This window comes from Halovenus anhuiensis, assembly GCF_037080055.1.
GTDB lineage: Archaea > Halobacteriota > Halobacteria > Halobacteriales > Haloarculaceae > Halovenus.
On the sequence record NZ_JBAOJI010000015.1, the window covers coordinates 23,645 to 34,990 of the forward strand.

The 11,346-nt window shown below is 62.9% G+C and carries 13 protein-coding genes and 1 pseudogene; 6 read left to right on the forward strand and 8 right to left on the reverse strand.

Features of this window, described 5'->3' with window-relative positions; genetic code table 11:
• Nucleotides 1-293 precede the first annotated feature (293 nt).
• Entirely contained in the window at nucleotides 294-1,307 is a 1,014-nt protein-coding gene (locus V8P86_RS18475; RefSeq protein WP_336328764.1) for an ArsA family ATPase, read from the reverse strand.
• A gap of 43 nt (nucleotides 1,308-1,350) precedes the next feature.
• Entirely contained in the window at nucleotides 1,351-3,534 is a 2,184-nt protein-coding gene (locus V8P86_RS18480) for an N-6 DNA methylase (RefSeq protein WP_336328765.1), read from the reverse strand.
• Between the two features lie 102 nt (nucleotides 3,535-3,636).
• On the opposite strand from V8P86_RS18480, the gene V8P86_RS18485 reads away from it, so the two are divergent.
• From V8P86_RS18485 to V8P86_RS18495, 3 genes are all read left to right on the forward strand, one after another.
• Nucleotides 3,637-4,380 (forward strand): hypothetical protein, encoded by a 744-nt coding sequence (locus V8P86_RS18485; RefSeq protein ID WP_336328766.1) that lies wholly within the window; start codon nucleotides 3,637-3,639, stop codon nucleotides 4,378-4,380.
• Nucleotides 4,381-4,443: 63 nt separating this feature from the next.
• On the forward strand, nucleotides 4,444-5,115 hold the full coding sequence (locus V8P86_RS18490; protein WP_336328767.1) for an HAD family hydrolase: 672 nt from the start codon (nucleotides 4,444-4,446) through the stop codon (nucleotides 5,113-5,115).
• Nucleotides 5,112-6,116: a phosphotransferase family protein gene (locus V8P86_RS18495; RefSeq protein ID WP_336328768.1), complete on the forward strand. Its 1,005-nt coding sequence runs from the start codon at nucleotides 5,112-5,114 to the stop codon at nucleotides 6,114-6,116. The genes V8P86_RS18490 and V8P86_RS18495 overlap by 4 nt, the downstream gene beginning before the upstream one ends.
• Here the strand turns inward: V8P86_RS18495 and V8P86_RS18500 are convergent.
• Both V8P86_RS18500 and V8P86_RS18505 read right to left on the reverse strand, forming a co-directional pair.
• Complete coding sequence (locus tag V8P86_RS18500) at nucleotides 6,113-7,132, reverse strand: NADP-dependent oxidoreductase (protein ID WP_336328769.1); 1,020 nt, start codon at nucleotides 7,130-7,132, stop codon at nucleotides 6,113-6,115. The two genes, V8P86_RS18495 and V8P86_RS18500, sit on opposite strands and share 4 nt — an antisense overlap.
• A gap of 60 nt (nucleotides 7,133-7,192) precedes the next feature.
• Complete coding sequence (locus V8P86_RS18505; RefSeq protein ID WP_336328770.1) at nucleotides 7,193-8,479, reverse strand: MFS transporter; 1,287 nt, start codon at nucleotides 8,477-8,479, stop codon at nucleotides 7,193-7,195.
• 152 nt (nucleotides 8,480-8,631) lie between these two features.
• Between V8P86_RS18505 and V8P86_RS18510 the strand changes: the two genes are divergently transcribed.
• Entirely contained in the window at nucleotides 8,632-8,787 is a 156-nt protein-coding gene (locus V8P86_RS18510; RefSeq protein WP_336328771.1) for a hypothetical protein, read from the forward strand.
• A gap of 157 nt (nucleotides 8,788-8,944) precedes the next feature.
• Nucleotides 8,945-9,634, forward strand: coding sequence for a carbonic anhydrase (locus tag V8P86_RS18515; protein ID WP_336328772.1), 690 nt, complete (start codon nucleotides 8,945-8,947; stop codon nucleotides 9,632-9,634).
• Nucleotides 9,635-9,746: 112 nt separating this feature from the next.
• Here V8P86_RS18515 and V8P86_RS18520 read toward each other — a convergent pair whose 3' ends face one another.
• Nucleotides 9,747-10,235 (reverse strand): 50S ribosomal protein L11, encoded by a 489-nt coding sequence (locus V8P86_RS18520; RefSeq protein WP_336328773.1) that lies wholly within the window; start codon nucleotides 10,233-10,235, stop codon nucleotides 9,747-9,749.
• A gap of 69 nt (nucleotides 10,236-10,304) precedes the next feature.
• Complete coding sequence (locus V8P86_RS18525; RefSeq protein ID WP_336328774.1) at nucleotides 10,305-10,505, reverse strand: VNG_1110C family protein; 201 nt, start codon at nucleotides 10,503-10,505, stop codon at nucleotides 10,305-10,307.
• Nucleotides 10,506-10,606: 101 nt separating this feature from the next.
• Here V8P86_RS18525 and V8P86_RS18530 point away from each other — a divergent pair, with 101 nt between their 5' ends.
• The gene (locus V8P86_RS18530) at nucleotides 10,607-11,059 is read left to right on the forward strand and encodes a universal stress protein (protein ID WP_336328775.1); all 453 of its coding nucleotides are present in this window, start codon (nucleotides 10,607-10,609) and stop codon (nucleotides 11,057-11,059) included.
• On the opposite strand, the gene V8P86_RS18535 is transcribed toward V8P86_RS18530, so the two are convergent.
• Both V8P86_RS18535 and V8P86_RS19035 read right to left on the reverse strand, forming a co-directional pair.
• The gene (locus tag V8P86_RS18535; protein ID WP_336328776.1) at nucleotides 11,056-11,208 is read right to left on the reverse strand and encodes a hypothetical protein; all 153 of its coding nucleotides are present in this window, start codon (nucleotides 11,206-11,208) and stop codon (nucleotides 11,056-11,058) included. The genes V8P86_RS18530 and V8P86_RS18535 overlap by 4 nt on opposite strands.
• A gap of 69 nt (nucleotides 11,209-11,277) precedes the next feature.
• A pseudogene (locus V8P86_RS19035) lies at nucleotides 11,278-11,346 on the reverse strand (IS6 family transposase); the annotation flags it as partial.

Genomic DNA, 11,346 nt, shown 5'->3' on the forward strand with positions numbered 1-11,346 from the left:
GTAACTTGGAAAACTGGCGTTCTGGATGATGGTTTTACAGTCCTGAATTATGCTTTTCACAGCATGCTGGACGTGCACCTACATCTTGCAAACTTTCAGTAACTATACTCGGTATGGTATCGCCCATAGCGCTCAGTTCGCAGTTCTACTGACTCGTTGATTCATCTGATTCGGTGTGATACCAACGATCGCCGACTGCTGAAGTCACCCTCCACATCTTGCACGGCAACTGGTAGAAATATCAGAAGGCTGTCTGTTGTACCACCAGATTGGGCAGGTGCCCTGCCCGCCACTCACTCGGAGAGACAGGCCGCGACAACCTGCAACAACCGTTCGCCTCGCACTTCCTCGGCCAACAGCGGAACCCGCCGGACGGTGTGCCCACGGAAGAGTTCCTGTGAGGCCGCGAGCGCGTCTTGCTGGACTTCCCAGCGACGGGCGCAAAAGTCGCAGTCGGTGTGATTCGGCGCGACCACCCAGTCCGGGTCGATGTCCGCCACTTCTGTCGGATCCTGCATCACACGATTCACGACGATAGTGCCGACCGGGATGCCAAATCCGTCCAGACGGTCGAGCAGGCGTTTGGACTCCTGGACACTCAGATCCTCGGGGACCATCACGACGCGGAAGTCTGTCCGGGCGGGGTCCCGGAGCAACTCACGCAGGCGTTCGATCCGCTCGGAGAACTCCTTGAGATCGTCCATTCCGGCCTCCTGCTCGTCGTCGTCGCCGAGCAGTCCGCCGAGCATTCCGCTCATCCGCTCGCGCATCGTCAGCATCTTTCCGACCATCGAATCGAGCATCTCCGGCAGTTCCAGCAGCCGCAGCGTGTGGCCCGTTGGCGCGGTGTCGACGACGACCCGGTCGAACCGCGGATCGTCCAGATATTCGAGAAGCAGCCGAATCGCCGCCGCCTCGTCGGAGCCGGGCATCGACCCGCCGAGGGGGTCGGGGCCGTCGCCCATCATGCCCGCCAGCGGGTTCCCCTCGCCGCCGAAGGGACTCTCGGCGAGGGCGGCCTCGGGGTCGATTTCGGCTGCGTACAGCGGGATGTCCTCGCGGACCTGTGTCGGTTCGTCGGGCACGTCAGTTTCGAGCGTGTCCGACAGCGAGTGCGCAGGGTCTGTCGAGACGACCAGCGTCGGCGTGTCGCCGCGGGCGCTGGCTAGCGCCGTCGCGGCGGCCATCGTCGTCTTCCCGACGCCTCCTTTTCCGCCGTAGAGGACGTACTCCGCGGCATCGATGCCGGTCGGGACGGCCTCCTCCTGGATCGGTACGTCCTCGACTGGCTCGACGTCGACGTTCATACGGGCCCGTAGCGTCCGGTGGGTTGTGTACCCGTCGAAATAGTCACCGGCTTCCGTGAGCCTCGCTCTCGGCAAGCATCCCTTCGACGAGGCGGTCGATTTCGGCCTGGATCGGCTCCAGTTCCTCGATGGTGAGGCGGTTGTACGCCCGCTTGCTCCGGTCGGTGTACTGGGGGACGATTTCGTGGGCTTGCATCGACAGTTCCGCGAGCCGTGGACCCTCGGAAATCTCTTCGTACCGCGGGAGTTCGAGTTCCGAGACGACCGCCTTCGAGAGGCTGGATTTTCCTTCGGATGCGATCCCTTGGAGGGACTTCTGGTAGACCGCGGAGTTCAGCAGTGCACAGAGCGCGTGTGCTTCCCGCTCGTCGTCGGTGCCGATGAACATGTAGTGATCGCCCGGCACGACGAGTTTCTCGCTGAGATCCGGGTCCTCAACCGTCGAGACGACCGCGAAATGCGGCTTGAAGCCGAGCCGACACCAGACGACCTTGTACGGAGCCCAGGTGTACTCGCCGACGCCGAAGATGTTGTAGAAGGGGCCGTCGTCGAGCCACGACGAGGACCGCTCCGCTAACTGCTCGCGGTGGCTGTTCAGATACTCGTAGGTCGCTGGATACTGCTCCTGCAGAAGTGATTCGTTGTCCTCGTTTGCTTTCCTGACCGGAACCAAGCGGAGTTCGTGGCCAAAGAGTCCGTACTTGACGACGTGTCTCGATTTGATATACGGATAGACGAGCCGGTCTTCGAGTTCGTCGAGTCGACTTCGGTCGACGGAGAAGACGGCCTCGGCGTCGTCTTTGACGCCGTGACGGATTTCGTGAGCAGTAGCACCGAGCGCACCCCGTTCGATATCTTCGCGGATCCACGCCGACCCGATCACTTCGCCGTCGAGGGGAGCGAGGGCCGTCTCCGCCCGTTCCAGCGACTCCCCGACCGTCGCCAGCGTCGAGAAGTCAGCATCGCCGTCGCCGACGGCCCACGCCGTCGTTTCGACTGGAAACGACGGGTCGGCGTCAGCTCGTATCGTATAGATCGCAGCGTCGGCGCCAACCTGCTCGCCGAACGGTCGGAGTCCGGCGAAATCGTGGACGCGCGTGACCGAAAGCGGACGGTCACCGACCCGGAGCCGTCGCAGCACCGACCCTGCCGGGCCGGTCAACAGATCCCGCTTCATGACGAAACTGGCCTGACCGCCCTCCCGCAGATACCGATGGATGCAGATCCAGACGAACGGAATCGAGATATCGTCGTTGCTGTGGCCCAGCCGTGCGGACGCCCCCTCGTGTGGTAACAGCCCCAGATCGTCGACGTACCTCTCTCGGAGTCGGGTCTTGAGATCCTCGCTCAGTCGATCCCAGGTGATCCACGGTGGATTGCCGACGAGAAAGTCTACCTGTGGTGGGGAGGCTTCGCCGACGGTGATCGGCTCCTCGTCGCTCAGGCCCAGCGCGTCCGTACAGAACACCGGCAGGTCGACCCGCTGCACGCCGTCAGAACCGAGAACAGGCGCCAGCGCGAGCAGGTAACTCAGCTTGCTCGTCCGCACCGCGACGGGGTTCAGATCCACTCCGATCACCGAGTCGGTGATCGTTCCGACAATCTCGCTCGGGTCTCGGTCGGCCATCGCTTCCCGTTTTCGCTCGATGCAGACCGCCAGAAAGACGCCGGAACCACAGCCGGGGTCGAGCATCGACGCGTCGGCGATGGTCGCACTCTCCAGCGCGTCGACGGCGAGTTCGGCGACGCCGCGGGGCGTGTAGTACTCGCCGAGCGCCAGTCGCATCTCCCGGGAGACGATCCGTTCGTACAACTCCCGAAGAAACTCGACGCCCATCTGTCTGAAGATCTGTCCGGTGAGTGACTGACCGACCGGTTCGATTTCTCCGCGTTCGGCTACTCGCCGGTGCAGCGACCCGAGCGGGACGGATTCGTCCTGCGGATCGATATTCGTGACTGTCAGATCGAACACCTGCTCGATCCGGTCGATGAGGCTGCTGACGACGAAATCGAAGTACAGCGAGTCGACGAACAGTTCGGTCTCGGGGTCGTCGCCGGGCATCTCAGCGAAGACCTCGCCGTGGCTGGCTTCGAGATGCTGACTCCACGTCTCCCTCCCGGCCCGCAACCGCTCGTCCGTCGCCAGCAACGCCCGGGCGTGGTCGACGAACTGCTCGTATCGCTCGCTCTCGCGGTCGACGGCCTCGATGTCGATTGGCCACGCCATTGACTATCCGGTTGGTACCCTACAGCCCCTGTATGATGTATGTATCGGGTCGGCCACATCACCGACCGCCAGCTTTAGCATTCGACTACCTGAATGAGAGATATGGACGACTCGGAGTCGACCGAGGTGTCGATTCCCGGGGCCGAGGGAGAACAGGACACCTTTGAGTTGACGCGGGAGGAACTCCAGCGAACCTTCGAGTATCAGGTCCAGCGACTCCGGGAAATCGACGCGAAAGCGATCGAGATCCTGAAAGCGAACCTGCTTCTGTTCGGGCTGGTCGTGACAGGTGGGTCGATTTTCATCCAGACGACGATCACTATCGAACCCTTCCTGAACGTCTTCATCCTCGTCGGTGTCGGGCTGTTGCTCGTCTCGACAGCCCTCGCCGGGATCACCTACACCTCCTCGAATCTCCGCGGTGGGCTGGACGCTGCCGATATCGAGCACGCAATCGCCGCCCAAGACGAGCACCCGGCGGAGTTCAGAGAGCAACTGCTGCGCAGTTACGCCCAGTGGATCGAGTACAACGCCCGCGTGACGGCGGTCAACGACATGTTTGCGACGGTGACGGTGTTGCTGGTCATCGTCGCCTTCGTCTACATCGGGGTGGGACTGGTCGTCGGAATCATCGCGCCCGGGCTGCTCGTCAACGTCGCCGTCTTCGTCGTCCAGACGCTGGTGCTGGGCTGGCTGACGCGGTTGGTTTACCACATGGATCATCTCGCACCGCCGCCGTCGGACACTGCGGAGACTTTCGACGGCGTGATGATCTCGAAAGGCGCGAGTCGTGAGGAAGGGTTGACCGCGCTTCGGGAGATGCTCCGCGGTCGCAGAAACGAGTGATCGGCCGCTGGCGAGTCGCTGCACAGCCGCAACGGCTTTTAGGGCTCCAGCCAAGATAGGGGCGTGAGCCGGTTCGACGCTGTCGTCTTTGACCTGGATAACACACTCTGTCGGAACACTCACGACACGACAGCACTCTACGAACGCGCCTTCGAGCAGGCCGGCTACGAGCCCTTTGGCCGCCCGGAGGACCTGTGGACGGCACTGGACGGGCCGCCGGATCCCGACGATCCCGTCGGCTACTTCGGGGCTGGATTCGCCCGACTGGCCGCTCAGTACGGGCGGGCAGATGCGGATCCGCTGGCGCTGGCGACCGCACTCGCTGAGAGTATCGACCACTCGCAGGTCGAATTCTTGCCGGCGGCCGAGCGCATTCTCGACCGCGCCCGAGCACTCGGCCGGGTCGGCGTGCTCACGAACGGTCCGCGCAGTCGACAGGAGCCGAAAGTCGAGCGATTGGCTCTCGACGACCGTGTCGACGGGGTGGTCTACGCCGGTGATCTCCCGCGCCGAAAGCCACACAGCGAGCCATTCGAGACGATGCTTTCGGAACTCGGGGTCACCGCCGACGCCGCGCTGTACGTCGGCGATTCGCTGGCCTACGACGTTGCCGGTGCGCAGAACGCTGGCCTCCCAGTCGCGTGGCTCCGTGAAGACGACGCCGAGGCGGGCGACTACCGGCCAGAGTACACGATCGATTCGCTGGCAGAACTCGAAGAGATTCTCGACTCATGATCACCGAATCCGAACTCGATGGTATCCTTCGCGAGGTCCGGCCAACTGCGACAGTAACCGAGACGACACCGCTGGACCGCGGCAACCGAAAGCAGACGACGATCGTCCGCTTTGCCGACGCTGCTCCGGTCGTCGTCCAGCGATCGGCCGACCGCGATGCAATTCGGACGGAAGCCCGGTTGCTCGACGCCATTGCCGACCGTACGTCGATTCCCGTCGCACGACCGCTCGCGACCGGTGCCAACGGGTGGCTCGTGACTCCCTTCGTGGTCGGTACTGACCTCCACGAACAGTTCACCGACCTCGCTTCTGCCGACCGCCAGCGGATTGTCGAGCAGTTCGGCCGCTCGCTCGCACAGCTTCACGAGGCCTTCGAGTTCGAGGCCTACGGGCCAGTGGTGGCCGGGCGGAACGGGATTCAGACAGGGCAGGCCAACGGCGGCCGGATCGCCGGGGGTATCGAACTCGTCCCGAACGGCGGCGACCCGCCGGCTCCGACGGCTGACTGGCCGGAGTGGCTGAGGACCGTCGGTGAGGCGGCGATTGGGCGACTCCCGTCGGAGTTCGACGATCTGCGACCGAAACTCCGTGCCGCCGTCGCCGAGGGTACCGATTCGTCACCGACGCCGCGGCTCTTTCCGTGGGATTTTCGGCCTGGTAACGCGTTGCTCGACGGCGGAGAACTGGCGGCAATCGTGGACTGGGAAGGGCCGCTCGCTGCCGACCCTGCGCTGTCGTACGCCAAAGCCGAGTATCTGGTCGCCGACTGGTACGTCTCCCGCGAGCAGGCCCGAGAGCTTCGCTCGGTGTTTCGCCGCGGCTACGAGTCGATCCGCGACCCGCCGGCTATCGAGCCTGCACACCGAGTCGCCGCAATCGCCAGCACTGCCGTTGACTCCCGTGGCGTCGTGACGAACCCGCGGTATCCGCCGGTCGACCGAGAACCAGCGATAGAATTTCACCGGGAGTCGCTGCGGCGAGCGCTCTCGGAATCGAGTTAGCCCTCGTACTCGCTGACCTGGACGAGTTGTTTGCCGATGTTGTCACCCTCGAACAGGCCGAGGAATGCGTCGGGTGCGTTCTCCAGTCCCTCAGTGACCGTCTCGCGGTACTGGATGGTGCCGTCGGCGACCCACTGACCGAGCTGTCGGGCGGACTGGTCGAACCGCTCGCTGAAGTCGCTGACGAGGAATCCTTCGACCGTCGCGCGGGTCTGGATCAGATTCATCAGTTTGCGCGGGCCGGTCGGGAGTTCGGTGGCGTTGTACAGCGAAATCTGGCCACAGACCGCGACGCTGGCGTCGACGTTGAGCTGGGTGAAGACGGCGTCGGTGATCGGGCCGCCAACGTTGTCGAAGTACGAATCGATGCCGTCAGGTGCGGCCTCTGCGAGTGCCGCGCCGTAGTCGTCGACCTCCTTGTAGTTGATACCCACGTCGAAACCGAGTTCGTCTTCGAGAAACTCGACCTTCTTATCAGAGCCGGCGAAGCCGACGACGCGTGCGCCGTTGAGTTTGGCGATCTGACCCGCGACGGAGCCGACTGCGCCGGCCGCGCCGGTGACGACGAAGGTATCGCCAGCCTGTGGTTGTGCGACCTCGTTGACGCCGAAGTAGGCGGTGTTGCCGGGCATCCCGAGTACGCCGAGATACGCCGACAGCGGGCCGCGGTTCGGGTCGATCTGTGTGAGTTCCGCAGCGGGAGCGGTCGCGTACTCGGCCCAGTGGAGTTCGCCGGTGACAACGTCGCCTTCCTCGAAACCAGCGCCGTTGCTCTCGACAACTTCGCCGACAGCGGCGCATTTGAGTGGGTCGCCGACATCCCACGGCTCCGCGTAGGACTCGCCTTCGCGCATCCGGTCGCGCATGTACGGGTCGACGGACATGTAGATGGTCCGGACGAGCGCCTCGCCCGGCCCGGGTTCGGGGACCTCTTCCTCGACGTAGTCGAAGGCGTCGTCGGTCGGTGTGCCTCGCGGCCGCTTCGCAAGCTTGTAGACGTGATTGGTCTCTGCCATACACCGCATTCACTCGGGACTGGCAAGTCAGTTGGGATCCCGTGTCGGTGTGTGACAGCCCTACGAGACGACCGAGCCGTCGTCCGCGCGGTGGAGGAGGAGTGCACAGATCAGCGTGAGAACGGCCGCGAACGCGGCCAGTCCGAACGCGACACGGTAGCCGGTGATGGTATAGACCCGAGCACCGCCGGCGAGTTCACCCGTCCAGTACGAATCGAGGATCAATCCCATCGCGGAGGGGAACACGGCCGCGCCGAAAAAGGAGGCTCCGTTGATCGTCCCCAGCGCGATTCCGCTGGCCCGGTTGGGATTTCGCTCCTTGATCAGCGGGTAGGTGAGCACGAACGACCCGTAGAGTACGCCGGTCATGAGAAACGCCACGCCGACGATTGGCAGCGGCGGATCGCCGTAGACGGCGACGATGCCGAGAAGGGCGGTGTAAAGCGTCGAGCCAAGAATAATCAGTTCGGTTCTGGAGCCGGTCCGATCCGAGAGCCAGCCGAAAAACGGCGGGCCGACGGCCATGCCGATGCCGCCGAGCAGCGTGAACAGCGAAGCAACTGTCACTGATGTCCCGTAGACCTGCCGGACGTATGGAATCCCCCACAGGCCGAACAGCGTCAGGTTCACCCCGCCGGTACAGAAGAGAATGACGAAGACGGCCCACGTCAGCCGATCACGAAGCACGTCGGTCAGGAAGTTCCAGCTCTCTCTCGCCGTTGGTCGGTTCGGTTCCGGCACCCCTTCTATCGCATCGAAACCCGCTCGCTCCGGTGAATCCCGGACGAGGAGATACGTCGTGAGCGCGAGGACGAAGCCGGTGCCAGCGAGCAGCAGAATCGACGTTCGCCACCCGGTCGCGCCGACGAGCAGGGCAAACGGCGTCGTCGCGAAGATGCCCCCGACGCCGGCCATGGCGAAACTCAGCCCGTTCATCGTCCCGAACTCCTCGGCGGTGTACCAGTTCGCACAGAACCGCAGAATCGAGACGAAGATTACACTCCCGCCGAGGCCGATCAGAAACCGACCGAGAAATCCGATCGGATAGCTCCCCGCGAGTGCGAACAACACCGCTCCGGCGTTCATCAACAACCCGCCGCCGGTGGCGGTCCGCCGCGGGCCGACGGAGTCGACCAGAATCCCCGTCGGAATCTGCATCGCTGCGTAGACGATGAAGAAACTCGCGTGCAGCGTCCCGAGTTGTGCCCCCGCAATCTGAAAGGCACCCATCAGTTCTTCGGCGACGACCGCCGTCGAGAGCCGAAAGGTGTTGACCAGCAGGTACGACGCCGCGAGCAGTCCCCACAGCAACCAGCGACGCGTTCTCGCCGACGACCAGTATCCCATGGCGCCTACTCCTCCGGGTCAGATGGAAAAGGTTTCCCTTCCCGACCATAATTATTATCAATTAACGATTTTCAACGGTCCTGAACTTCCAATGGAAGTCCTGTCAATCTCGTGGACAACAGTGTTTAGTACCTCGCGTGCTCCGTAGAAGTATGGAATGGAAGCGAACTCAGGCCCCGTCGCAGGTTCACGACTGTGATTGTGGGGGCGACGCAGTCGAAGAACTCGCGGATGGACTCGTTCGACGGTACCGCTGTGCGGAGTGTCACAGCGGCCTCGGCGACGTGACGATGGGTCACGAGCCATAAGGTTTCTCTCCTAGATTCGTCGGTAGACTGCCCTCGACGAGACGAGTCGCCGTCATGACCGGGAGTCGCGTCACTCGGGGCATCCAGCGTGGTGTACGTGACCTGATTGCCCGCTGACGGCCGGAGGATTTAGTAGCTGTCTGTTGATTGTGAACGTATGCCGACCACGAGTCTCGCCGACGTTCTCGAACGCAACGCCCGTCACGCCGACTCGCTCTCTCCGACCTTTTTCGAGTCCGTCCAAGACGTTCAGGAACCCGCTGCTGTCTCCGTCTGCTGTGCCGACTCCCGGGTGTCCCAGGAGGCCATGTGGGACGTACAGGAACCGGGATGGCTGTTCACCCCGAGCACCATCGGGAATCAGGTCTGGGACATCCACGACGGCGAGCGCGTCGTCGACGGGAGCGTTCTCTACCCTATCGAGTACACTGGGACGGAGGTGCTACTCGTCGTCGGACACACTGGCTGTGGCGCGATCACCGCCGCGCTGGAGACGCTGCGGGGTGACAAGCCGGAGAAACCCGCGGGCGTCGGGAAGTGGGTCGACCTCCTCGCCCCGGTCATTGAGGGCGGCCTCGCCGACGACCGAATCGACCCGGACCGTGAGGTGTCGCTGGTCGACCAACTCGCCGAGTACAACGTCGACAAGCAAATCGAGTTTCTACAGTCGCAGGCGGACATTCCAACGGATACGTCGCTGTTCGGCTTCGTCTACGACTTCCAGGGCGTCTACGGCGACGTACCCGGACGGGCGTATCTGGTCAACGTCGACGGCGAGACGGACATCGCTACACTCGAAGCTGCTGTTCCGGACGCGTATCTGGATCACGTCCATCGGCTGCTGTGACAGCAGCGGTCACACGGCTCTCGCTCGCCGACGAGAAAGGAAACGGGAGAGAGAAATCAGGTCGCGGCTTCGTCGGCGGACTCCCGCGGTCCGAGTTGTCGGCTTGAAGCGATTATGCCGCTGCTTCTTCGGCGAACTGGTCGTCGTATTCGCCGTCGTCGATGCGCTCTTTGAACTCGCGCGGGTCGTTGCCCTCGATGGTGACGCCGAGAGTCACGCAGGTCCCGACGACCTCCTTTGCGGCGTTTTTCAGATCGTACGAGAGCAGGTCCGTCTGTTTCTGCTCGGCGATCTGTTTGATCTGGTCGACCGAGAGGTCGGCGACGAAGTTCTCCTGGGGTTCGCCGCTGCCGGTCTCGAAGCCGGCCTCGTCTTTGATGAGTTCGGCCGTCGGCGGAACACCGACCTCGATCTCGAAGGAGCCGTCCTCCTCGTACTCGACGGTGACGGGCACTTCCGTGCCGTCGAACGCCTCAGTCTGGTCGTTGATCTGCTGTACGACTGCCTGCACGTCCACGGGTGTCGGACCCAGCTCGGGTCCGAGCGGCGGTCCGGGATCGACCTGTCCCCCGGGGACAAGTACTTCGATGGTTTCGGCCATACAGGACTCTCCGTCGGCGTGGGTTTAAGAATTCCTTTTTCTCGTCACGATGTGAACTCCCCCCAGAGTTCACGCGACAGTGACGCCGTTGCGGGCGAGATAGTCGCTGACGCTTTTGATTTCGACCGGACTCCCGATGATCCGAACCTGTCCGTCTTCTGCTCGTACGGTGACCGTGAACCGATCTTCCAGTTCCCCCTCGATCCCCGACAGCGAGCCGCTTGGCAGCAGTATCTGCGTGCTGTCACGCAGGCGGGCTACTTCTGTCATTGTGCGTACTACTGACTATCCTCGTATTAGTGTGTCGAAACCATTCTCACTCGGCGCGAATCCTCCCAAATATTCAATTGAACACGCCGTGAGGCTTCTGTATGAGCGCCCAGATTCTCCTGCCAGTCGACCGCTCGGATCACGCCCAGACCGCCTGCCAACTCGCCGTCGATCTGTTCGACTCGGGAACGATCCACTTTCTGCACGTGATCGATCCGGCCGAAGCGAGTTTCAGCGCCGAAACCTCCGTCCCGAACATCCCCGAAGACTGGTACGACACCCAGCGCTCGCGCGCCGAGGAACAGTTTCAAGAACTCGATTCCATCGCCGAATCTCACGGGCTCGATACCGAGCACCTCATCGAAGCGGGCAAACCCGCAAGCACCATCGTCGAAGTCGCCACAGAGAACGATATCGATCACATCGTGATGGGCAGCCACGGCCGGCAGGGCGTCTCCCGCATTCTGCTCGGCAGCGTCGCAGAAACCGTCGTCCGGCGCTCGCCCGTCTCCGTCACCGTTGCCCGCGACCGAACCGACGAAGAGAGCGACTAGTCGTCCGCGGCGGCCGTCTCGCCGGCCGATTCTTCGGTCTCGGCGGCGGGACTGTCGGCTGATTCGGACTCGTCGGTTGTTTCCTCGGAGCCTCTCGCTGTCGGCGGCGCCGAGTACAGGATTCCGCGACTTGCGCTTCGTCGTGTCATACTCTGACTCCTCTCGTAGCGACGGATAAGCGAGGTCCTTAAGGATTAATAATCTATAATACATAGTGTTCAGATAAGCTGATTCCACGCGAAGGCAAATTTTCGTAACCACTCGTCGGCAGTTTCTGCTCTGGCGTT

What these genes read in the sequence shown, in the direction of transcription:
- V8P86_RS18505 (WP_336328770.1), bottom strand. Translation starts at nt 8,479, where the DNA reads ATGGGATACTGGTCGTCGGCGAGAACGCGTCGCTGGTTGCTGTGGGGA.
- V8P86_RS18475 (WP_336328764.1), bottom strand. Translation starts at nt 1,307, where the DNA reads ATGAACGTCGACGTCGAGCCAGTCGAGGACGTACCGATCCAGGAGGAG.
- V8P86_RS18520 (WP_336328773.1), bottom strand. Translation starts at nt 10,235, where the DNA reads ATGGCCGAAACCATCGAAGTACTTGTCCCCGGGGGACAGGTCGATCCC.
- V8P86_RS18535 (WP_336328776.1), bottom strand. Translation starts at nt 11,208, where the DNA reads ATGACACGACGAAGCGCAAGTCGCGGAATCCTGTACTCGGCGCCGCCG.
- V8P86_RS18515 (WP_336328772.1), top strand. Translation starts at nt 8,945, where the DNA reads ATGCCGACCACGAGTCTCGCCGACGTTCTCGAACGCAACGCCCGTCAC.
- V8P86_RS18525 (WP_336328774.1), bottom strand. Translation starts at nt 10,505, where the DNA reads ATGACAGAAGTAGCCCGCCTGCGTGACAGCACGCAGATACTGCTGCCA.
- V8P86_RS18510 (WP_336328771.1), top strand. Translation starts at nt 8,632, where the DNA reads ATGGAATGGAAGCGAACTCAGGCCCCGTCGCAGGTTCACGACTGTGAT.
- V8P86_RS18480 (WP_336328765.1), bottom strand. Translation starts at nt 3,534, where the DNA reads ATGGCGTGGCCAATCGACATCGAGGCCGTCGACCGCGAGAGCGAGCGA.
- V8P86_RS18485 (WP_336328766.1), top strand. Translation starts at nt 3,637, where the DNA reads ATGGACGACTCGGAGTCGACCGAGGTGTCGATTCCCGGGGCCGAGGGA.
- V8P86_RS18495 (WP_336328768.1), top strand. Translation starts at nt 5,112, where the DNA reads ATGATCACCGAATCCGAACTCGATGGTATCCTTCGCGAGGTCCGGCCA.
- V8P86_RS18530 (WP_336328775.1), top strand. Translation starts at nt 10,607, where the DNA reads ATGAGCGCCCAGATTCTCCTGCCAGTCGACCGCTCGGATCACGCCCAG.
- V8P86_RS18500 (WP_336328769.1), bottom strand. Translation starts at nt 7,132, where the DNA reads ATGGCAGAGACCAATCACGTCTACAAGCTTGCGAAGCGGCCGCGAGGC.